The following is a 22,149-nucleotide window of genomic DNA, read 5'->3' on the forward strand; positions in this document are numbered from 1 at the left end:
TCCTCTTCAGGCCTTGACGCTACTGCTGTCGATCCACTTGGGTGTATAGCCGCCCTGATAGGCGCTCATCCAGTCGAACATCGCGTCCATGCCTTCGCCAAACCATATGTTTTCGCGCTGCTCGCTGCGCACGAAACCTTCGCCGACCATGTGATCCATCATGCCGCGCAGCGGCGTGTAATAGCCACGCACGTTGTAGAACGCGCAGGGATAACGATGCAGGCCCAACTGTGCCCAGGTCAGCATTTCGAACATCTCGTCCATCGTGCCGTAGCCGCCGGGCAGTGCGACGAATGCATCAGCCAGTTCGAACATGCGCGTCTTACGTTGATGCATGGTGTCGACCACCTGCAACTCGGTCAGGCCCTTGTGGGCGACTTCGCGTTCGACCAGCTGGCGCGGAATCACGCCGATCGCCTTGCCACCGGCATCGAGCACCGCATCGGCCACCGTGCCCATCAGGCCTACCTTGCCGCCACCGTAGATCAGGCTGATGTTGCGCCTGGCCATTTCGGTGCCGAGCGAGACAGCAACGTCGGTGTATTCGGAATGATTGCCGCTGTTGGAGCCGCAGTAGACGCAGAGGGCGGTGGGTTGCATGGTGACGGGCGCTTTGGAGTGAGGGGCGGGTTCAGAGGAGTGAGTGGAGAGGAGTGAGGAGTGAGAGAAAAAGCCGGTTTAGTCGCTCCTACAGAAGGCCTGCAGACCGCGGCTTTTCTCTCACTCCTCACTCCTCTCCACTCACTCCTGCATAAAAAAGCCCGCTCATGTTGCCACGAGCGGGCCATGTTCGCGCACTTATAGCGCACCGATCCCTCAGTTGCCCTTGTGAATCGCGCGCTTGTCCACCGACAGCGCTGCTTCGTGCACGGCTTCGGAAAGCGTCGGGTGCGCGTGGACGATGCGGGCGAGGTCTTCGGACGAGCCCTTGAACTCCATCGCCACGACGCACTCGGCGATCAGTTCGGACACGCCCGGGCCGACCATGTGCACGCCAAGGATACGATCGGTTTCGGCGTGAGCGATCATCTTCACCTGGCCGATGGCTTCGTTCATCGCCACGGCGCGGCCGATGGCAGCGAACGGGAAGGTGCCGACCTTGTAGGGCACGCCTTCGTCCTTGAGCTGCTTTTCGGTCTTGCCGACCCAGGCGATTTCCGGCTCGGTGTAGATCACCCACGGCATGGTGTCGTAGCCGACGTGGCCGGCCTTGCCGGCGATCCATTCGGCGACTGCCATGCCTTCCTCGAAGCCCTTGTGCGCGAGCATCGGGCCGCGCACGGCGTCGCCGACAGCCCACACGCCGTCCACGCCGGTGTGGCAATGCTCGTCGACCACGATGCGACCGCGCTCGTCCAGCTTGACGCCGACGTCGTCGGCCAGCAGGCCGTCGGTGTAGGCGCGGCGGCCCACGGCCACCAGCAGCTTGTCGACCACCAGATCGTGATCGCCGTCCTTGTCGTTATAGGTGAGGTGCACTTCGTTGCCCTTCACCTCGGCCTTGGACAGCTTGGCGCCGAGCTTGATCGCCAGGCCTTGCTTGGCGAATTCCTTCAACGCGATCTTGGCGATGTCGGCATCGGCGGCACCGAGGAAATCCGGCAGCGCTTCGAGCACGGTCACTTCCGAACCCAGGCGGCGCCACACGCTGCCCAGCTCCAGGCCGATCACGCCCGCGCCGATCACGCCAAGACGCTTGGGCACATCGCTGATGTCCAGCGCGCCGGCGTTGTCGATGATGAACTTGTTGTCGAACTTGGCGAACGGCAATTCGATCGGCACCGAACCGGATGCAAGGATCACGTTGGTCGCGCTGATCGTCTGCTTCTCACCGTCGTTGCCGGTGACTTCGACGTTGTTGCCCTTCAGCAGCTTGCCCTTGCCGAAGTAGCTGGTGATCTTGTTGGCCTTGAACAGCTGCGCCACGCCACCGGTGAACTGCTTGACGATCTTGTCCTTGCGGCCGATGAAGAGCCCCAAGTCGACCTTGGCGTTCTCCACCGTGATGCCGTGCACCGGCAGGTTATGCGCGATGTTGTAGAACTGCTTGGACGAATCGAGCAGCGCCTTGGATGGGATGCAGCCCACGTTCAAGCACGTACCGCCAAGCGCCTGCTTGCCGTCCTTGCCGACGAACGCGTCGATGACGGCCGTTTTCAGGCCCAGCTGCGCGGCGCGGATGGCCGCGTGATAACCGGCGGGACCGCCGCCGATGACGATGACGTCGAATTTGTCGCTCATGGTGTTTCCTTGATGCTTGCCGCGCTTGGGAGCAGCGGCTTTTGGGTTACGGCGAGCATGCGAACCATCGCAACGCTCGCCGCCAGAGCTTCGTTACCTATTTCGTCTTTGAGCGGGGCGCTCAAAGACCAAGCAACATCCGCTGCGGATTCTCCAACTGGTTCTTGATATCGACCAGGAACAGCACCGCGTCCTTGCCGTCGATGATGCGATGGTCGTAGGACAGCGCCAGGTACATCATCGGGGCGGCGATCACCTGGCCGTTCTCGACGATGGCGCGCTCCTTGATGGTGTGCATGCCAAGGATCGCGCTCTGCGGCGGGTTGACGATCGGGGTCGACAGCAGCGAACCGAAGGTGCCGCCGTTGGTGATGGTGAAGGTGCCACCCTGCAGGTCGTCCAGGCCGAGCTTGCCGTCACGCGCCTTCTTGGCGTAGTTGACGATGCCCTTTTCGATATCGGCGAAGCTCATGTCCTGCACGTCGCGCAGCACCGGCGTCACCAGGCCCTTGTCGGTGGACACGGCGATCGAGATGTCCTGGTAGCCGTGATAGATGATGTCGTTGCCGTCGACCGAGGCGTTCACCACCGGGTGGCGCTTGAGCGCTTCGGCGGCGGCCTTGACGAAGAAGCTCATGAAGCCGAGCTTCACGCCGTTCGACTTCTCGAACTGCTCGCCCAGCGTCTTGCGCATCTTGCTCACTTCGGCAAGGTTCACTTCGTTGAACGAGGTGAGCATCGCGATCGAGTTCTTCGACTGCATCAGGCGCTCGGCGATGCGTGCGCGGATGCGCGTCATCGGCACGCGCTCTTCCGGACGCGAGCCCGGCGTCGGCTTGACGGCCGGCGCGGCAGCAGCGGGAGCCGACTTCGGCGCGTTGACCACGTCTTCCTTGATGATGCGACCGTCGCGGCCCGTGCCGGCGATACCGGCGGTGTCGACCTTGCCTTCTTCGGCGGCGCGGCGTGCGGCGGGCGAAAGATCGCCCGATGCAGCGTGGCTGGCAGCCGGCGCAGCAGCGGCCGGTGCAGGTGCAGCCGCCGCGGCAGGAGCCGGTGCCGGCGCGGCAGCAGCGGCGCCTTCTTCAATGATGGCGATGACCTGCTGGCTGTTGACCGTGTCGCCGGTCTGGAACTTCAGTTCCTTCAGCACGCCGTCGACGGGCGAGGGCACTTCAAGCACGACTTTGTCGGTTTCCAGGTCGACCAGGTTCTCGTCGCGCTTCACCGCTTCGCCGGCCTGCTTGTGCCAGGTAGCGATGGTGGCGTCGGAGACGGACTCAGGCAGGACGGGGACTTTGACTTCGATGGACATGCTTGTCTTACTCCGCGGAGTGGTCGGTGCCGACGGGCGCGACCAGCGCCTGTTCGACGAGCGCCGTCTGTTCGGCGACATGGGTGTTGAGGTGACCGGCAGCCGGTGCTGCCGAGCGCGCGCGGCCTGCATAGGACAGGCTCTGCTTGGCGCCGACAACGGCCTGCAGGTGATGACGAATCTGGAACCAGGCGCCCTGGTTCATCGGCTCTTCCTGGCACCAGATCACTTCCTTGGCGGAAGCGTACTTGTCCAGTTCGGCCTTCACTTCGGCGCGCGGGAACGGGTAGAGCTGCTCGACGCGCACGATGGCGACGTCGTTGATCTCGCGCTTTTCGGCTTCTTCGAGCAGGTCGTAGTAGACCTTGCCCGCGCACAGCACGACGCGCTTGACCTTCTTGGCCGGCAGGTCGCGATGCTCGCCGATCACCAGCTGAAAGCTACCCTCGGCCAGTTCGTCCAGGGTCGACACGGCCAGCTTGTGGCGCAGCAGCGACTTGGGCGTCATCACGATCAGCGGCTTGCGCGTCGGGCGCAGCATCTGACGACGGATCATGTGGAAGTCCTGCGCCGGCGTGGTCGGCACGCAGACCTGCATGTTCTCCATCGCGCATAGCTGCAGGAAGCGCTCGAGGCGGGCGGAGGAATGCTCCGGTCCCTGGCCTTCGTAGCCGTGCGGCAGATAGAGCGCCAGACCGCACAGGCGATCCCACTTCGATTCGCCGGAGCTGATGAATTGGTCGATCACCACCTGGGCGCCGTTGGCGAAGTCGCCGAACTGGCCTTCCCAGATATGCAGCGTGTAAGGATCGGTGGTGGAGTGACCGTACTCGAACGCCATCACCGCTTCTTCGCTGAGCAGCGAGTCGATCACTTCGACATCGGCATCGCTGCGGATATTGGTGAGCGGCATGAAGGTGTGGCCGTCCTTCTGGTCATGCAGCACGGCATGACGATGGAAGAACGTGCCGCGGCCCGAATCCTGGCCGACCATGCGCAGGTTGTAGTTTTCGTCGATCAGCGTGGCGTAGGCGAGGTTTTCGGCAAAACCCCAATCGCCGGCCTGTTCGCCCGCGGCCATCTTGCGGCGGTCGTCGTAGATCTTGGCGACGCGCGACTGCAGCGTGATGTCGTTGGGAATGTCGAGGATCTTGTTGGCCAGCTCGATCAGCTTGGCCTTGGGCACCGTGGTGTCGGTCGGCGTCGACAGCTTGCCGCCGATAAAGCGAGCCCAGTCGACCGGGATATCGTTGCGCAGATCTTCGGCCGTCGTGGCCAGCGTGCCGCCGGCCTCGAGGCGGTCGCGGTAGGCGTCGAACTGCTTCTGGGCGTCGCCCTCGGCGATCGTGCCTTCCTTGACCAACTGCTGCGCGTAGAGATCGCGCGTGGTCGGGCGCTTGCGGATGATCTGGTACATCACCGGCTGCGTCGCTGCCGGCTCATCGGCCTCGTTATGGCCGTGGCGGCGGTAGCAGACCAGGTCGATCACCACGTCCTTGCGGAACTCCTTGCGGAAGTCGTAGGCAAGGCGGGTGGCCTGGATCACCGCTTCCGGATCGTCGCCGTTCACGTGGAACACCGGCGCGTTGACCATCTTGGCCAGGTCGGTGCAGTACAGAGTGGAGCGGGCGTCCTGCGGATTGGAGGTGGTAAAGCCCACCTGGTTGTTCACCACGATGTGCAGGCTGCCGCCGATCTTGAAGCCGCGGGCCTGCGACATGTTGAACAGTTCCATGTTCACGCCCTGGCCGGCCAGCGCCGCGTCGCCGTGCACCAGCACGGCCAGCGACTGCTTGCGCTCGGTGTCGCGACGGCGCGTCATGCGGGCATGCACGGAGCCGGCCACGACCGGGTTGACGATTTCCAGATGGGACGGGTTGAACGCCAGCGCGACGTGCACGCCGCCGTTGGGCGTCTTGACGTCGGCGGAGAAGCCCATGTGGTACTTCACGTCGCCGGAGTGGGCCGGATCGTCCGGGTGATCCCACTTGCCTTCGAATTCGTTGAACAGCGTCTTGGGCGGCTTGCCCAGGATGTTGACCAGCACATTCAAACGGCCGCGATGGGCCATGCCGATCACGACTTCCTTGACGCCGTTGTCGCCCGCTGCGCGGACCACATCGTCCATCATCGGAATCAGGCTGTCACCGCCCTCGAGCGAGAAGCGCTTCTGGCCGACATACTTGGTGTGCAGGTAGCGTTCGAGGCCTTCGGCGGCGGTGAGACTATCGAGCAAGTGTTGCTTGGCGCCCTTGTCCAGGCTGGCCGAACCATTTGCCTGCTCCAGACGCGTATAGATCCAGTTGCGCTGCTCGTGATTGCTGATGTGCATGAACTCGGCACCGATCGTGCCCGCATACACTTTTTTCAGCGTAGCCAGCAGGTCGCGCAGTTTCATGCGCGGGCCGGTACCGGCGAAGTTGTTGGTGTCGAACTCGGTGTCGAGGTCGGCGTCGGTCAGGCCGTGGAAGGCCAGGCCCAGATCCGGCGCTTCGAGTTTCTGGGTCAGGCCCAGCGGATCGAGGTCGGCGGCCAGGTGACCGCGCGAGCGGTAGGCCGTCAGCAGGCGCAGCACGCCAGCCTGCTTGCGCGCGTGGGCATCGTCCACGCTGCCGGCTACCACGCCGCCACCGCCGCTGCCATTCACGTAGCGCTGCTTTTGTGCAGCCTCTATACGCGCAATGGCCGCGGTGTGGGATACGTCCCCCGACTCGCGGCCTTTGAAGGTCTGGAAATATTGATTCCACTCGGCGGGAACCGACGCGGGGTCGGCGAGCCAAGCTTCATACTGTTGTTCGACATAATCGGCGTTACCGCCTGCGAGTTGAGAGGACTCGAAGAACTCGCGAATCAGGTTTGTGCTCACGTCACCACCGGCAGGGAAGGGAGGCTGACAGCGTGTCAGGCCTGACGGACCCAAAACGCTGGCGAAAAATCCTGTTAATTATAGCTCCGGGGTGCTGCGACGCGGCAACCCGAATTGTTGATAAAAGTGGGGATCGGCGACGAAATTTCGAGTCCCGGGCGTTCGACCTTGGTCAGAACGGCGCTCGCGCCGCGGATTTATGGCTGTTTTGCCTTACAGGCAACCCAGCCTTTCGGCGAATCGGCGTTCAGCCCTCAGAAGGCCGGTGAAGGCCGACGGGTCGTTCAGAGGTCGAGGGACTGCAGGGCGGTTGCGCGCTCGGCCCGCTCCCAGACCTCGTCGAAGTGCTGCGACAGGGGCGCCTGCGACGACCGGTCCTCAACAGCGGAGCGGCCTTGGGGACGCTGGGCATCGGGCTGAAACACGTAGCCGCCGGCATCATTGAGAAGGAAGGCGCTGCCGTAGCCCAGGTCGTGTTCTTCGACCGGTACGCGAATCGAGATGACGCTGGGCAGCCGCTGGGCCAGCGCGATCAATCGATGGCTTTCGCGCAGGGCGGCTTGCGGGTCGTGCAGGAGGATTCGGATCGACGCATTGCGGCCCGAGCTGGCGATGCGTCGGAGCTCTGCGATGTCGTCGGCACTGTTGAACGCGTTGGCGGTCAGCAGGGGCTGATAGATCGCCAGACGGTAGCGGGCCTGGCGAAGCAGGGTGAGCCGGGCCGAGGCCAGTTCGTCCTGGCTGTCGACCGATAGCGTTTCCTTGGGGGCACTGGCCGGATCCATCAGCGGGCTTTCTTTTTCTTGGCCAGCAGGTGGCCGTCGTTGATCAAGGCCAGCAACAAGGCGCGATCGGCCGCAGCGGCCTTGCGTGCAGGCACAAGCACGCGCTCGGCACACAGTTGCTCGGACAGCTCCACGGTGGCCGGATAGGCATGTCCATTCGCGTAGAACGTGCAGCCGTTCTTGCCGCGACTCCAGGCGAAGCGCGACCACGGATGGCGCAGCAGCTCGCAGCCGCCGTCGAACAGCTTGGCCACCCCGGCATCGGTTAACGGCTTGTCGGCCGGTGCTGGCGTCTGCGCGCTGCGATAGCGGGTAATAAAGCGGCCGAACCAGTCGCGCAGGGTGTCGTCGTCCAGCGCAGCGGCGATCGGCATCGAGTCCTTGATGCGTACCAGCGCGTGCTTGTCGATTTCGCCCACGGCCTTGACCGGTGCCAGGTCGGGGTCAGCGTAGCGCTGGTCTTCGGTCAGTCGCTCGGCCAGATAATCGGCCAGGTCGCCGGTGAGCTCGCCCTGCGATGGTGCACGCATGCCGACCGAGAACGTCATGCAGGGGCCGCCGAAGGCGACGCCGTCGTGTGCGATGCCGGGTGGCAGGTAAAGCATGTCGCCCGGTTCCAACAGCCATTCGTGCGAGGGCTCGAACACTTTGAGCTGCTTCAGTTCGACGTCGTCGCGAAAATCCTTGGGCGCATTCGGGTCTTCGTTGATCGCCCAATGCCGTTGGCCCAGCGCCTGCAGCAGGAACACGTCGTATTGATCGACGTGAGCACCCACGCCACCACCCGGCTCGGCATAGGAAATCATGATGTCGTCGACGCGCCAGCTCGGCAGGAAGCGGAACGACTCGAGCAACGTGGCGACGTCCACGTCCCACTTGTCGACGTCCTGGACCAGCAGCGTCCAGTTGCTGTCCGGGGTCTTGGAGAAGTCGTCCTCACTCAGCGGCCCCGTCTTGACGCTCCAGCGGTCGCGCTTTTCGTCGTGGACGATCAGGCGCGACAGGGCGGCTTCTTCACAGGCCAGGCCGGCCAGATCGTTCGGTTCCAGCGGCGGCTGGAAATCCGGGAAGGCGTTGCGGATCAGCAGCGGGCGTTTCTGCCAGTAGTCGCGCAGAAACTGCGCGGGCGACATGCCTAGAGGCTGTCTGGCGCTGCCGCGGACTTCGATGGGGAGGGTGGGGCTGGCCATGCTGGGTATCTCGTTTTTGTTCGTCATCCCGGCGTAGGCCGGGGTCCAGTGGCGCTGTCGCTTGGTTATCGCGACGACCGTGACGAAAGACGCTGGGTCCCGGCGTTCGCCGGGACGACGGGTAGGTGGGGTTCTTAAATGTCCTTGGCCAGCGGCACAGCCAGGCCGATATAACCGCCCGGCGTCAGATCCAGCAAACGCTGTTTCGCATCGGCCGGCAGCGCGAGCCCTTCGATAAACGTACGCATCGATTCGCGCGTAATACCCTGACCGCGCGTCAATGCCTTCAACTGCTCATACGGCTCGGGCAAACCATAGCGACGCATCACTGTCTGTACGGCCTCGGCCAGCACTTCCCAGCTGGCATCCAGATCGGCCGCAAGGCGATCGGCATTGACGGTGAGCTTGCCCAGGCCCTTGAGCAACGATTCCAGCGCTACCAGCGTGTGGCCGAAGGCGGTGCCGAGCGCGCGCAGCACGGTGGAGTCGGTGAGGTCGCGCTGCCAGCGGCTGATCGGCAGTTTTTCGGCAAAATGACCGAGCAAGGCATTGGCCAGGCCGAAATTGCCTTCGGCGTTTTCGAAATCGATCGGGTTGACCTTGTGCGGCATGGTCGACGAGCCGACTTCGCCCGCCTTCAATGCCTGCTTGAAGTAGCCCAGCGAGATGTAACCCCAGATATCGCGCGCCAGATCGATCAGGATGATGTTGGCGCGGCGCACCGCATCGCAGTACTCGGCCACGCCGTCGTGCGGCTCGATCTGCGTCGTATAGGCGTTGTAGTCGAGCCCCAGGCTCTCGACGAAGCGCTGCGAGAAACCGCGCCAGTCCACTTCCGGGTAGGTAATGGCATGGGCGTTGTAGTTGCCCACGGCGCCATTGATCTTGCCGGGGATTTCCAGTGCCGCGAGCTGCTTGCGCTGGCGCTCCAGGCGCGCCACCACATTGGCCAGTTCCTTGCCCAGGGTGCTGGGCGACGCGGTCTGGCCGTGCGTGCGCGACAGCATCGGCAACTCGGCGTTGGCGTGCGCCAGCTGGCGCAGCAGCGCGATGACCTTGTCGAAGGTCGGCAACAGCACCTGATCGCGTGCATCACGCAGCATCAGCGCATAGGACAGGTTGTTGATGTCTTCGCTGGTGCAGGCGAAATGCACGAACTCCTTCGCCTGGGCGAGCGCGGCATCGTTGCCCATGCGCTCCTTGATGAAGTACTCCACCGCCTTGACGTCGTGGTTGGTGGTCGCTTCGATCGCCTTGATACGCGCACCATCCTCCACACCGAACTGGTCGGAGATCGCCTGCAGCTGGGCGACCTGTGCCGAAGAAAACGGCTCCAGCTCGACCATGCCGCGATCCGACGCCAGCGCCAGCAGCCAGGCGATCTCGACCTGCACGCGACGGTGCATCAGGCCGAATTCGCTGAAGATCGGGCGCAGCGGTTCGACCTTGCTGGCGTAACGGCCGTCCAGCGGCGACAGGGCGGTCAGGGCGTGGGACATGGGGAGGGTTCCGGAAACGGGAAATTGGGCATTTTACAACGGATGGCGACAGGGAGGCCGGAAGCGGCGGGCTTGTGCCCCCACTACCCATCCCCCATCTGCTTAAGGCATATAGTCAGCCTCCCTGGCCAAGGACCGCTCCCATGAGCAACAACCGTTTCCGCATCGAACACGACAGCATGGGCGAGTTGAAAGTCCCCGCCGATGCCCTCTATGGCGCACAGACCCAGCGTGCCGTCGACAACTTCCCGATTTCCGGCCTGCACCTGCCGCGCGAATTCATCCGCGCGCTCGGCCTGATCAAGGCGGCCGCCGCCGAGGCCAACCTGGGGCTGGGGTACCTGAAAAAATCCCAGGCCGCCGCCATTCGCAAGGCGGCGCTGGCCGTCGCCGAGGGCGAGTACGACAAGCAGTTCCCGATCGATATCTTTCAGACCGGTTCGGGCACCAGTACCAATATGAATGCGAATGAGGTGATTGCCCATGTCGCGGCGAAGGCCGGCGCCAAGGTGCATCCCAATGACCACGTCAATTACGGCCAGAGCTCGAACGACGTGATCCCGACGGCGATCCATGTGAGCGCTACGCTGACGACGAGCGAGCAGCTGATCCCTGCGCTCAAGCATTTGCGCAAGACCATCGACAAACGCGCCCGGGAACTGAAGAACGTTCCCAAGACCGGCCGCACACATCTGATGGACGCGATGCCGATCACCTTTGGCCAGGAGCTGTCGGGCTGGGCGGCGCAGATCGACTCGTCGATCGAACGGATCGAGGACAGCCTCAAGCGCATGCGCCGCCTGCCGCAGGGCGGTACGGCGGTCGGTACCGGTATCAACGCCGATGCCAAGTTCGGACCGGCGCTGGCGCGTGAGCTCAAGAAGCTCACCGAGGTGCGTTTCGAATCGGCGCAGAACTATTTCGAGGGCATGGCCGGACAGGACGCGGCGGTAGAACTCTCAGGCCAGCTGAAAACATTGGCGGTCGCCTTGCTCAAGATCGCCAACGACCTGCGCTGGATGAATTCCGGTCCGCTCGCCGGCCTGGGCGAGATCGAGTTGCCAGCGTTGCAGCCTGGTTCCTCGATCATGCCCGGCAAGGTCAACCCGGTGATTCCCGAGGCGACCGCGATGGTCGCCGCGCAAGTCATCGGCAACGATGCCGCCATTACCATCGGTGGTCAGTCCGGCAACTTCCAGTTGAACGTGATGCTGCCGATGATCGCCTACAACCTGCTGCAGTCGATCGAGATCCTGGCCAATGTCACGGTGCTGCTTGCCGACAAGGCGATCGCCGGTTTCAAGGTCAATACCGCGCGCGTCAAGGAAGCCCTCGACAAGAACCCGATCCTGGTCACCGCGCTCAATCCAGTGATCGGTTACGAGAAGGGCGCTGCCACCGCCAAGCAGGCCTATAAGGAAAAACGCCCGATCATGGACGTCGCACTCGAAACCACCGGCCTATCGAAAGACGAACTGAAGAAGCTGCTCGATCCGATGACGCTGACAAAAGGCGGCATTCATGGCGGCGGTGGTGGCGGTGGCGGTGGCTAAACCTTCGCGCATGGTGGATGCGGCAAGCTCCTGGCTGCCGCATCACGCCATTGGGGATGATCGTAGGGAACATAGCCTTCCCAGAACCAGGGAAAGCAGGTCGGCCCCAGGGTGGCGTCGATCAGGTACTTGAAGATGCTTTCGGCATTGGAGCTGTTGCTCAGGATCATCACGCAATCGCGCGACGCCTGCAGGCACAGGATCAGATTGTTGGTGCCGTCGTCGTGGCCGCTCTTGAACCATGCGGGCCCCTGTGGCGATCTAAACGTTACGACACCGAGCGCATACGACAAGCCGATGCTGTCGTTGTCATGCGTGGTGGTGGTATCGAGCGTCGGAAACTGTTGCACCGAGTGGATGGCGATCACCGGCTCGAGCCATTGTGCGTGCGCTTTCGCGCTCAGGCCATCGCCGCGAACCATACCGGCAAGCAACTGCGCATAGTCGGCAGGCGTCGTATCCATCGAGCCGGCAGCGCGTACCGAGCCGCGCTGTTTATGGCCCAGCGGCTTCCCGACCTCGTCATAGCCGATGGCCAGATTGTTCGCGAAATCGTCGCGCCAGACCATGCCGGTGCGCTTCATAGCGAAGCGATCGAATAACTGCTGCTGCATGAGCTGCCCGGCATCCTGGTGCAGGCCTTCTTCCAGCACGAACTGCATGAGATTGATGCCTTCGCCGGAATAGGCGAAACGCGTGCCCGGATCGAAGTAGATTTTCAGTTTGCCGTTCGGATCGTAGCCCCCTTCGGGCTTGAAGAAACGGAAATTGGCAAAACCCGCCGTATGGCTGAGCAGCATGCGTGGCGTGATCTGTCGCCAGCGCGGGTCGTCTTTGAGATCGGCGTATTTGTCGTAGTCGGGTAGCGGCTTGGGCAGCAAGATCGGTAGCGGTTCATCGAGATCGAGCCGATGTTCGTCGACCAGAGTCATGGTGGCATACGCAAACGCGGCCTTGGTGATCGAGGCCGCGTACATGGTCGTGTCCACGGTGAGGGGCAAATGCTTTTCGGTATCGCGTTCGCCGTAGGCACGCAGATGGACGATGCGTCCATTCTCGATCACGGCGAGGGCGAGTCCGGAGACGTGAGCCGCTTGCATCAGCATTTGCACGCGTGTGTCGAGCGCGTCGCCGTACAGTCTTTGGGGGGCAGGGTGATGCGGAGCAGGGGATGCGCAAGCGGCCAGACATCCCAGCGCAGCCAACGTCAGCGCACATCGACGAAGCAGACGCATCGCGATCCCTCCGAAAGATGATCGTGGACGGCTTCGGCATCCTTGCCGAAGCCGTCAGCGACAACGCTCAGCTCTTCGCGTCGTCCTTGCCCGCGGCATCCTTGCTGTCGTCCTTGGCTTCGTTGACGCAGCTGTCCACGCTCGCGTTATCTACGATATTTGCATAGGGCTTAAAGGCAGGCAGCTGCGCACCGAGCTGATCCTGCACGGTCTTGATGCCGGCGGTGTCCTTGCAGATGTCCATGCTCATATTGGCCAGTTCCTGGGCCGCGTCCTGTGCCTTGTCTTCCTTGCTGGTACTGGCGGCATGCGCCAGCGCCTGGACGGCAACTTTGCCACCGGCCTTGGCCATCTTGATGCCGGTGTTATGAACATCCACGACGTTCATGTAGTACGCCATCAACAAGGCCTGCTGAGCTGGCGTTACGCTGACGGTCTTGTCGTCGATCGTCAGGTTGCCACTGGAGTCGATCGCTGCCTTGGGTTGATTGGCCGGGCTAAGGACGACCTGTTTGTCCTTGAGCACGATGGCGCCGTTCATCATGGTGGTATCGGCGTCCATCACATCGCAGCCGGCGATCAAAGCCCCACACACCAGCACTGCTCCAAGCCATGGCTTGTGATTCATGAGTTTTCCCCTTCGTAGTAACCGAGGATTATTGCCGGCTCAGGCCGGTGTGGATATAGACCGCGTTTTTCGCGTTGCCACCTTTCATCGAGAACGTGGCGTGGCCGGGCGAGGTGGCGACCAGTCGCGTCGTGACGCCGCTCGCATCGGTTGCACCGAACGTATTGTCGTCGACGCGATCGAGAATAACGGTCTGGCCATCTCGCACCCCCATGTTGCCGGTGAGTGTCAGCTTCAATTGTTTGCCGGTGGTCTCGACAGCGACGACTTTGTCCGTAGCGCCATCGGCTGTCCAGCGCCCGACGAAAGACTGGCCGGGATCGCTGGCATGCGAGGAGAAAGTGCCCATGCCGACGAAGATCGCAACGGTGATGGCTACCCAGGATGCTCGCGTGACTTTGTTCTTTTGCATGATGCCTTTCTCCCCAGGAGTTACGGATCAGCTGTCGTCGCGAACGCGGCGGAACCAGATGGCGGCGGCGATCAATGCGATACCGGCAACCACACCGATCCACAATTCGATCGAACCCAGCAGGAGGAAGCTGCTACCCGGGGTCAGGATGGCCGAAGGCGCATCGTCACCCAGTTGTGCCATCGCCTGCATCTGATGTTCGTCGAAGACCAGGTTCGAGCCGGGGAACACGCTCAGGATGATGCGCTGGACGATGTGATGCCAGAACCAGGTCGAGGACAGGTTGAACAGCCCCATGATGTTGAACCAGGTCACCATCAGGCCGGTCACCAGCGGTGCGGCTACCGCCCACAGGAAGGGCTTGCTGCGTGCCCAGGCCGAGCAGAGCATCAGCCAACCCACTGCCGGCAGCGCCCACAGCGCATACAGCGGAACCGCGGTGATCATGGCCAGGATGGTGCGGATCGGATGGGCCAGCGTCAGCAACTGCCAGGCGTTGATGCCATGGAAGGACAGCACGATGGCGAACATGATGAGCTGGATGACGCCGATCGCGATACCGATGACCACGGCAATGACCGGGACCAGGATCACTGCACTGACAACCTTGGCCAGGACCGTGCGCATGTCGGAAATCGGCAGCGATTTCCAGAACAGGATGCTGCGGTCGCGACGGTCGTCGTAAAGCGAACCGAGGCAGTAGAACAGCACCACGAATCCCATCACGATACCGATGATGCCGGTGGACGAGAGCAGGGCGAGATCCAGCCCCGTGCCGACTTTTGCCAGGTCGCCCGCATCGGCCTTTTCGATCAGCATATGCAGGTCGCTGCCGCCAAAATGCATGCCGTGACGCATGCCGATTACTTCGGCGGCAATCAGGGCCATCATGTTGAGGATCAGAAAGACGGAGCCTGCCACCAGCGGTGCCCACAGAAAACCGCCGCGGTGCTCCCAGAATTCGCGTTTGACCAACCAGACGAAGGTTTTCATGCGTAGGTTCCCTTCATGGTGGCGACGAACAGATCGCTGACGGATGGGCGACGGACTTCGCCCATGCTTTCGAGCGTCGCGCGGTCCGCGCCGTCGAACAGGAAAATGCTCTTGCCAAAGATCTGCCGTTCGTCCAGCGGATTGAGCCGGCGCGCGTCGGCAGCGCGATCGGCGCTGACCATCACTTCGGCGAAACGGTCGCCCATGGCGTCCATGTCGGTGTTGAGGACGATCTTGCCGTCACGGATAAACATCAGGTCGGTGAGAATGTGCTCGATCTCTTCCACCTGATGGGTGGTGATGATGATCGTCTTGTTCTCGTCGAAATAATCTTCCAGCAAGGTCTGGTAGAACTGCTTGCGATACAGGATGTCCAGGCCCAGCGTGGGTTCGTCCAAGATCAGCAAGCGTGCGTCGATCGCCATGACCAGGGCCAGGTGCAATTGCACGATCATCCCCTTGGACATCTGCTTGACGCGCATCGAGGGCTGCAGCTTGGTGCGCGCCAGGAAGGCTTCGCATTTGGCGCGGTTGAAGCGCGGATGCACGTTGGCGACAAAGTCCACCGCTTCGCTTACGCGTATCCAGCGCGGCAGCACGGCGACGTCGGCGATAAAGCACACCTGTTCCATCAGTTGATTGCGCTGCGAGCGCGGGTCGAAACCCAGCACATTGAGCTGTCCCTGGAAATCGGTCAGCCCCAGGATCGCCTTCAGCGCGGTGGTCTTGCCTGCACCGTTGGGACCGATCAGGCCGACGATACGGCCGGAAGGGATCTCGAAACTCACCCCGTCCAGCGCAACGGATTGCTTGTAGCGCTTGACCAGGCCGCTTGCGGTCACCACGGCATTCATGACGGGTCCTCCGGGTTGGCCGAGGCCGGTGCTTCGCGCAGCAGGGTCTTCAGATCCAGGCCCAGCCGTTGAAGACGTGCGTAAAGCATCGGCCATTCTTCGCGCAAGAAGCGTTCGCGCTCGGACTTGAGCAAGGCTTCGCGAGCTCCATCATTGACGAACATGCCCAACCCCCTCCTTTTTTCCACAAGTTGATCGTCGACCAGTTCCTGGTACGCCTTCGATACGGTCAGCGGATTGATTTGGTAGTCCGCCGCCACCTGGCGCACTGACGGCAGCGGGTCGCCCTCGTTCAAGGCGCCGTCCAGGATCATCGCCACTACGCGTTCGCGGAGCTGGCGGTAGATCGGGACGCTGTCGTTCCAGGTGATGGACATACGGTTATTCCTTCGTGATACGGCCGAACTGGGTGCCAAACGAATAGTAGGGCATGGCTAGCTGAGTACCGAGCAAGGTAGCGCTCGCTTCGACCCCGCGGCCCAGGCTGGCGCCGACGCCGGCGACCGAGTTGTCGCTCAGCAGAGCAGCGGCGCGGCGGTCTTCGGCGCTGGGGGTGACATTGACCGGAGCCAGGTCGATCACCTTGGCGCCGTTGATTTCACTGACCGGGACGGCCGTGACGTTGGAGTGGATCGCGGCCAGGCTGGCGGAGGTCAGCAAGAACGCGGCGGTCAGGGTTAACAGGTTCTGCGCTTTCATGGCGTGCTTCCTCGTTAGTGGTCTCGTGGACCGGTGTTGTAGTGAACTATAACACCACTTCGACAACCGTCAAGCGGCAATGTGCGATTTCGCAACATGACTGATGGCCTATATGGTGATCGGCTTCGGTAGAGCTCGCTTCGAGCGGCTACTGACTGCCCCGACGTTGCTTATGCTGGGCAAATGGATCGCCTCGCGGCAGAAGCGTCCATCAGTCATCGCATATGACATCTATCAGCTCCGGTCTCGTCGGCTTTGCGCAGGCCATGCTTCAATGCGCGCGTGATACAGGTAGCGGAGCATGCGGCATGAATCTGGAGCTGGAAGGTCGGGTAGTGGTCATCACGGGCGCGAGCAAGGGCATCGGGCTGGCCTGCGCCGAGCTGTTCGCACGCGAGGGCGCGAAAGTCGTCGGCATTTCGCGTGATCTCCATCGCCTGCATGAAGCGCAACGCCAGCTCGGCGCATCGGGTTTGACGATGGCCGTACATACGGCGGATCTATCGGACAGCGTGGCGACCCGGATGGTCATGGAGTGCATCGAGAACGATCACGGCCCGATCGACGTATTGGTCAATTGCGCGGGCGCCGCGCGTCGCCGGCCGGTCGACGAGCTGGACGCTGAGGCCATCCATGCGGCGATGCAGGCGAAGTACTTCCCCTATATGCATGCAATCGACGCAGTTATTCGCCACATGGCTGTGCGTGGGCACGGCAGCATCGTCAACGTGGCCGGGCAGGGCGGACGCCAGGCCAACCCGTTGCATATCGGCGGCGGCGCCGCCAATGCGGCGCTGATGCTTGCATCGGTGGGTTACGCCACGGCGTACGCAGCCCGCGGCGTGCGCGTCAATGTCATCAATCCCGGCACCACGCGAACCGAACGCATGGAAGAAGGTCTTGCCGCGTCGGTACGTGCGACCGGGCGTTCGCAGGACGAACTATTGAAAGAGCTGACGGATGAGATTCCATTCGGACGCGTTGCCGAGCCGGAGGAAATTGCGCGGGTCGCCGCTTTTCTTGCCTCGCCCATGGCCAGCTATGTCACTGGCGCCATCATTCCGATGGATGGGGGCAAGGCGGGAGTGATTTGAGGGACGTGTGTGGATGGGATGCACAGCGGGTCGCGACATCACCGTGCATGCAATTATCGCCGTGCAAAAAAACAGGTTCGGAAACATGCCTGTCAAATAACTGCGATGTAAAGAAAAATTCATCAAATATCTGCTCAAGCCCAACGCTGTATTGCCGACCTCGGGGGTGATCCCCGTCCCCTCAAGGTCATCCCCATGCCTTCGCGGCTTCGTTTTTCCCCTGCTTTTCAGTCTCTCTCCCTTCGTGCACTGCTGCTGATCCGCCTCGCGGGCGTATTGGCCATGCTGGCACTCATTTGCGTGCTCGGTGCTTCTTTGTTGAACCGTGCCGACCAGCGCATTCAATCGGTCGTCGGCGACACGCTTTCGCCGGTGTCCGATGTCGGGCGCATCCAGAACGACTACAACGACAACTTTCAGGCGATCGCGCATGCGGTCATGACGCGGCTACCGTCTTCGGTCGACGATGCGAAGACCGCATTGAAAAGCAATCGCGTGGATATCGAGCGGCACTGGAAACCCTTGGCGGCCAGCGGCTTGGGGCTGCAGGAAAAGCAGCTGCTTGCGATCGCCGCCGAACACCGCAAGGCGGCCGAGCAGTCGATGGACGAGACACTGGCCATGCTCGATGCCGAGCAATACGACATCGCGCAGGTCAAGCTCTCCTCCGAGTTGCAGCCGGCGCTGCTGCCCTTGCAGACCGACTTCACCAACCTGTTCGAAAAAGCGCTTGCCGCCGGCGGCGAGCAGGCTGCGGCACAGCATGTCGCCAATCAACATGGGTTGATCCTGCTGGTTGCGGCATTCGTCGCCGCCTTGTTGCTGGCCTGTCTGATCGACGGCGGAATGATTCGTGCACTGAGCAAACGCCTGAAGCTGGCATCGGCGGTAGCCGAACGCATTGCGCAAGGTCGTGTCGGCCAGGCGATTACGGTCGGCCGTGCCGACGAAATCGGTGCCGTCTTGCGGCATCTCGCAGTGATGGATCAGCAGTTGGCCAGCGTCGTCGAACAAGTCCGCGCGGCGGCGGCTTCGGTGCGACACGACGCGCAAGGGCTGGCCAGCGCCAGTGATGTGCTCAATCAGCGTACGCAGTCGCAGGCTGCGCATCTGGAGGAAACCTCCGCGTCGATGGAGCAAATGGCAGCAACGGTGGCCGAGTCGGCCGGCCATGCGACGCATGCCGACCGCATGGCGCGGCTTTCCAGGGAACAGGCTGCGCAGGGGCACACCGTGGTCGCTGGCACCATCGCGTCGATGGGCGCGATACGCGATAGCGGTCAACGCATCGCCGAGTTTGTCGGTTTGATCGACGAGGTGGCATTCCAGACCAATCTGCTCGCGCTCAACGCGGCCGTGGAAGCGGCGCGTGCAGGCGAGCATGGCCGTGGGTTTGCGGTCGTTGCCGCCGAAGTGCGTGCGCTGGCTCAGCGCTGCAGCCTTGCCGCGCGTGATATCCGTCGCACCATGGAGGCCAGCGAACAGGCAGTGGCCGATGCCGATGGCCTGGTCGGGCAGTCGGGACAGGCCTTGGCCGGGATCGTCAGCACGGCACAACAGGTGGCCGAAAAAGTTGCGGCCATCGCGCTGGCGGGGCGCGAGCAGACGGCCGGCATCGAACAGGTCAACCGCGCTGTGGCGGACATGGACGAGATGACGCAGCAGAACGCGGCCATGGTGCAGCGCGTTGCCAGCACCAGTCTCGCCATGCGGCGCAATGCCGATGCCTTGCTCGCGCAGGTGGATTTCTTCCGTGTCGGCGAGTCGGTCATGGACGAAGAAATCACTCCGCAGGACAGCGGGCGCATGCTGGCGGCGTAAATAGCCTTACGCTGGATATTCCGAAAGTTGTAGGGAGTTGCCTACGTTGCGCCGCGACCTGAACCGATAGCCGCACCGCCCTTGTCTGGCGCACTCTTGTGCTGGCAGGGGACGGTGATTGAGAGCTTCTTCGCCTTGCGCGGAGTGGCTCTCCTCAAGCTACAGGGATAGGCATGGTCGTTTACTCACTAATGCAGTCGGCGAATGGTTTCTGGAATGTCAGGCGTGGCGGCTTTTCGCTGTTCAGCGATTTGCGCCTCGGCCCGGCGATCAAACTGGCGCGTGAGCTGGCGCGCGACGAGCACGAGCGCGCGGGACGCGCGTGTTGCGTGGAAATGCCTGGCCCCGCATCGAGCATCCGCGTGGCGCAATACGCTCGTGCCCCGCGCTTCGAAGAAGCGGACACAGCCATCGCGGCCTGAGCCGTTCGCCGCAAGGCTTGTGTAAAGCCCCTGGCCTGGGCACAGTGCCACGGTTTTCCTCGAACGGAAGCCGTCCATGCGCTTGATTCCCCGATTGACCGGCGTCGCCTTGCTGGCGATGACCATGCTGCCGCTGCACGCGACCACCTTGCTGGTCCACGCGCACATCCACACGATGGATCCGGACCGGCCCGAAGCGACCGCGCTCGCCTGGGGCGATGACGGCAAGTTGCTTGCCGTCGGTACCGATGCGGAGCTGAAGCAGCGCTATGCCGATGCCCGTCAGGTCGATGCGAACGGTGCGACCGTGGTGCCCGGCTTGATCGATGCTCATGGACATATGCTCGGGCTGGGGATGCTGAGCAGTCAGGTCGATCTGGCCGGAAGTCCCTCCAAGGACGACATCATCAACCGCCTGAAAGCGGGTGCTGAAAAGCTGCCTAAGGGTGCCTGGCTGATTGGTCATGGTTGGGATCAGAACCGCTGGACCGGCAAGCAGTTTCCTACCGCCGCCGACCTCGATCGCGCGTTTCCGGATCGCCCGGTATATCTGGAGCGTATCGACGGGCATGCATCGTGGGTCAACAAGGTGGCCATGAAGCGCGCGACCAAGTCGCTCGATGGCGACTGGCAGCCCGATGGCGGCCGGATCATGCGTGTGGGCAAGAAGGCAAGCGGCGTGCTGATCGACGGTGCGCAAGCGCTAGTGCGCGATGCGATCCCGCCGCTGACACCGGAGCAGACCCGCGATGCCTACAAGAAAGCTTTCGCCGAAGCGGTCGCCAATGGTCTTACCGGTGTGCACGACCCAGGTGTCAGCCTGAACGACTTCAAAGTGCTGCAGCAGATGGCCAGTGCGGGCGAAATTCCGCTGCGCCTGTATGAGATGGCCGACGGCAATCACGCGGCACTGGAATGGCTGTGTCAGCAGGGCGGTGAGTGGCAGGACCCGAGCGGTCGTCTTCGCATGCGCACCGTCAAGCTGTATATGGACGGCGCACTGGGCAGTCGCGGTGCGGCGCTTCTCGATGACTACAACGACGATCACGGCAATCGCGGCATCTTCGTCACCCAGCCAGACGAATACAAAGCTGCCGTGGAAAAGGCCTATCGCTGCAAGGTGCAGGTCGCCACACATGCCATCGGCGATCGTGGCAATCGCATGGTGCTCGATACCTACCAGAGCGTGCTCGGCAAGACCGCCGACAGCGATCATCGCTGGCGCGTCGAGCATGCGCAGATCGTGGCACTGGACGATATTCCCCGGTTTGCGCAGCTACGCCTGATCGCATCCATGCAGCCCACCCATGCGACATCGGACATGCCCTGGGTTGAGCAGCGTCTGGGTTATCAGCGCCTGCAAGGCGCTTATGCATGGCAGCGCTTCATCCATGCCGGTGTGCCACTGGCGTTCGGTTCGGATTTCCCGGTCGAGCATGTCAATCCGATGCTGGGTATCTATGCCGCAGTCACGCGGCAGGATCTCGCCGGGCAGCCACTGGGCGGCTGGTTCCCTGACCAACGCGTCAATCGCGTACAGGCACTGGCCGGATTCACGCGTGGCGCCGCCTATGCTTCGTTCATGGAAAACGAGGTGGGCGTGCTGAAGGCGGGGTATCGCGCCGACTTTGTCGTGCTGGACGCGGACATCATGACAGTGGCGCCACGCCGGATTGCCGATATCAAGCCGATCAGCACGTGGGTGGACGGAAAGGTGGTGTATCAGAAGCAATAAGGAGTGAGTCGCCTGCTACGCAGGCTGTGAGGAGTGAGGACGCCCGCTTATGCAGGCTGCGCAGGGCCAGAGCTGGACCGCTCTTATCTCTCACTCCTCACTCCTAACCTCTCACTCCTGACGCTTCAGGCCGCCTTACGCCGTACCACCGAACCAATCGCCGCTTGCGCCGCTTCCACGGCCTGCGTCTTGTGATCGGCACTCATGTTGACGCCTTCGGCGCGAATGAACTCGATGTCGGTGATGCCGAGAAAACCGAACACTGCGCGCAGATAGGGTTCCTGGAAATCCAGGCCCGCCGCCGGACCGGCGCTATAGATGCCGCCGCGGCTGGAGGCGATGATCACGCGCTTGCCCTTGGCCAGGCCCTCGGGACCGTTGGCGGTGTACTGGAAGGTCTTGCCGGCGACGGCGATGCGGTCGATCCACGCCTTCAGCTGGCTGGGAATGCCAAAGTTGTACATCGGCGCGCCGATGACGATGGTGTCGGCGGCCAGGAACTCTTCCAGTAACGCCTGGCCGAGTACGGACGAAGGATCGTTGGCGTCAGCCACCGGCTGCCAATGGCCGATCGACTCGGCGGCAAGGTCACGATAGCTGACGCTGTGGCCGGGTTCGGCACGGGTCAACTCGGCTACGATGGACTGGGTAAGGCCGCGGGAGACCGAGTGGCTGCCCAGCGCACTGGCGTCGATATGCAACAGTTTCATGGTGAATTCCTCGATTCGGGCCGGTGGACCGGCGATGGATTCAAGGTATACCTGGAACAATGATTAGGTAAGACGGGCGATTTGGAACTTATTGTTC

20 protein-coding genes are annotated in these 22,149 nt (G+C 62.5%); 5 read left to right on the forward strand and 15 right to left on the reverse strand.

Annotated features, from left to right (window positions below; genetic code table 11):
* Positions 1–6: 6 nt before the first annotated feature.
* The 7 genes from QMG46_RS13845 to purB form a co-directional block, all read right to left on the reverse strand.
* Positions 7–600 carry an LOG family protein gene (locus QMG46_RS13845; protein ID WP_281848411.1) on the reverse strand — a complete coding sequence of 198 codons (594 nt, stop codon included), beginning with the start codon at positions 598–600 and terminating at the stop codon, positions 7–9.
* Between the two features lie 216 nt (positions 601–816).
* Positions 817–2,241 carry a dihydrolipoyl dehydrogenase gene (lpdA, locus tag QMG46_RS13850; RefSeq protein WP_281848412.1) on the reverse strand — a complete coding sequence of 475 codons (1,425 nt, stop codon included), beginning with the start codon at positions 2,239–2,241 and terminating at the stop codon, positions 817–819.
* A gap of 121 nt (positions 2,242–2,362) precedes the next feature.
* Complete coding sequence (gene odhB, locus QMG46_RS13855) at positions 2,363–3,556, reverse strand: 2-oxoglutarate dehydrogenase complex dihydrolipoyllysine-residue succinyltransferase (protein ID WP_281848413.1); 1,194 nt, start codon at positions 3,554–3,556, stop codon at positions 2,363–2,365.
* A gap of 7 nt (positions 3,557–3,563) precedes the next feature.
* The gene (locus tag QMG46_RS13860; protein ID WP_281848414.1) at positions 3,564–6,422 is read right to left on the reverse strand and encodes a 2-oxoglutarate dehydrogenase E1 component; all 2,859 of its coding nucleotides are present in this window, start codon (positions 6,420–6,422) and stop codon (positions 3,564–3,566) included.
* A 284-nt stretch (positions 6,423–6,706) separates the two neighbouring features.
* Positions 6,707–7,207, reverse strand: a complete 501-nt coding sequence (locus QMG46_RS13865) for a DUF7931 domain-containing protein (RefSeq protein WP_281848415.1) — start codon at positions 7,205–7,207, stop codon at positions 6,707–6,709.
* On the reverse strand, positions 7,207–8,397 hold the full coding sequence (locus QMG46_RS13870; RefSeq protein ID WP_281848416.1) for a cupin domain-containing protein: 1,191 nt from the start codon (positions 8,395–8,397) through the stop codon (positions 7,207–7,209). Before QMG46_RS13870 ends, QMG46_RS13865 begins: the two co-directional genes overlap by 1 nt.
* Positions 8,398–8,531: 134 nt before the next feature.
* Positions 8,532–9,896 carry an adenylosuccinate lyase gene (gene purB, locus QMG46_RS13875; protein ID WP_281848417.1) on the reverse strand — a complete coding sequence of 455 codons (1,365 nt, stop codon included), beginning with the start codon at positions 9,894–9,896 and terminating at the stop codon, positions 8,532–8,534.
* A 143-nt stretch (positions 9,897–10,039) separates the two neighbouring features.
* Here purB and QMG46_RS13880 point away from each other — a divergent pair, with 143 nt between their 5' ends.
* Positions 10,040–11,449: a class II fumarate hydratase gene (locus tag QMG46_RS13880; RefSeq protein WP_281848418.1), complete on the forward strand. Its 1,410-nt coding sequence runs from the start codon at positions 10,040–10,042 to the stop codon at positions 11,447–11,449.
* On the opposite strand, the gene QMG46_RS13885 is transcribed toward QMG46_RS13880, so the two are convergent.
* The 7 genes from QMG46_RS13885 to QMG46_RS13915 all read right to left on the reverse strand — a co-directional run bounded on the left by QMG46_RS13885 (position 11,446) and on the right by QMG46_RS13915 (position 16,270).
* Positions 11,446–12,684, reverse strand: coding sequence for a serine hydrolase domain-containing protein (locus QMG46_RS13885; RefSeq protein WP_281848419.1), 1,239 nt, complete (start codon positions 12,682–12,684; stop codon positions 11,446–11,448). The genes QMG46_RS13880 and QMG46_RS13885 overlap by 4 nt on opposite strands.
* Positions 12,685–12,751: 67 nt before the next feature.
* Positions 12,752–13,312 (reverse strand): DUF2884 family protein, encoded by a 561-nt coding sequence (locus QMG46_RS13890; protein ID WP_281848420.1) that lies wholly within the window; start codon positions 13,310–13,312, stop codon positions 12,752–12,754.
* 28 nt (positions 13,313–13,340) lie between these two features.
* Positions 13,341–13,724 carry a hypothetical protein gene (locus tag QMG46_RS13895; protein WP_281848421.1) on the reverse strand — a complete coding sequence of 128 codons (384 nt, stop codon included), beginning with the start codon at positions 13,722–13,724 and terminating at the stop codon, positions 13,341–13,343.
* A gap of 27 nt (positions 13,725–13,751) precedes the next feature.
* Entirely contained in the window at positions 13,752–14,717 is a 966-nt protein-coding gene (locus QMG46_RS13900; protein ID WP_281848422.1) for a hypothetical protein, read from the reverse strand.
* Complete coding sequence (locus QMG46_RS13905) at positions 14,714–15,571, reverse strand: ABC transporter ATP-binding protein (protein WP_281848423.1); 858 nt, start codon at positions 15,569–15,571, stop codon at positions 14,714–14,716. Before QMG46_RS13905 ends, QMG46_RS13900 begins: the two co-directional genes overlap by 4 nt.
* On the reverse strand, positions 15,568–15,948 hold the full coding sequence (locus QMG46_RS13910; RefSeq protein ID WP_281848424.1) for a GntR family transcriptional regulator: 381 nt from the start codon (positions 15,946–15,948) through the stop codon (positions 15,568–15,570). Before QMG46_RS13910 ends, QMG46_RS13905 begins: the two co-directional genes overlap by 4 nt.
* Positions 15,949–15,952: 4 nt before the next feature.
* On the reverse strand, positions 15,953–16,270 hold the full coding sequence (locus QMG46_RS13915; protein WP_281848425.1) for a hypothetical protein: 318 nt from the start codon (positions 16,268–16,270) through the stop codon (positions 15,953–15,955).
* Between the two features lie 308 nt (positions 16,271–16,578).
* Between QMG46_RS13915 and QMG46_RS13920 the strand changes: the two genes are divergently transcribed.
* The 4 genes from QMG46_RS13920 to QMG46_RS13935 all read left to right on the forward strand — a co-directional run bounded on the left by QMG46_RS13920 (position 16,579) and on the right by QMG46_RS13935 (position 21,342).
* On the forward strand, positions 16,579–17,364 hold the full coding sequence (locus tag QMG46_RS13920; RefSeq protein WP_281848426.1) for an SDR family NAD(P)-dependent oxidoreductase: 786 nt from the start codon (positions 16,579–16,581) through the stop codon (positions 17,362–17,364).
* 282 nt (positions 17,365–17,646) lie between these two features.
* Complete coding sequence (locus QMG46_RS13925) at positions 17,647–19,185, forward strand: methyl-accepting chemotaxis protein (RefSeq protein ID WP_281848427.1); 1,539 nt, start codon at positions 17,647–17,649, stop codon at positions 19,183–19,185.
* Between the two features lie 173 nt (positions 19,186–19,358).
* Positions 19,359–19,607: a hypothetical protein gene (locus QMG46_RS13930; RefSeq protein WP_281848428.1), complete on the forward strand. Its 249-nt coding sequence runs from the start codon at positions 19,359–19,361 to the stop codon at positions 19,605–19,607.
* A gap of 76 nt (positions 19,608–19,683) precedes the next feature.
* Positions 19,684–21,342: an amidohydrolase gene (locus QMG46_RS13935; RefSeq protein WP_281848429.1), complete on the forward strand. Its 1,659-nt coding sequence runs from the start codon at positions 19,684–19,686 to the stop codon at positions 21,340–21,342.
* A 125-nt stretch (positions 21,343–21,467) separates the two neighbouring features.
* Here the strand turns inward: QMG46_RS13935 and QMG46_RS13940 are convergent, their stop codons facing one another.
* Positions 21,468–22,052: an FMN-dependent NADH-azoreductase gene (locus QMG46_RS13940; RefSeq protein ID WP_281848430.1), complete on the reverse strand. Its 585-nt coding sequence runs from the start codon at positions 22,050–22,052 to the stop codon at positions 21,468–21,470.
* Positions 22,053–22,149: the final 97 nt, after the last annotated feature.

This window comes from Dyella sp. GSA-30 (assembly GCF_027924605.1).
Taxonomy (GTDB): Bacteria; Pseudomonadota; Gammaproteobacteria; order Xanthomonadales; family Rhodanobacteraceae; genus GSA-30.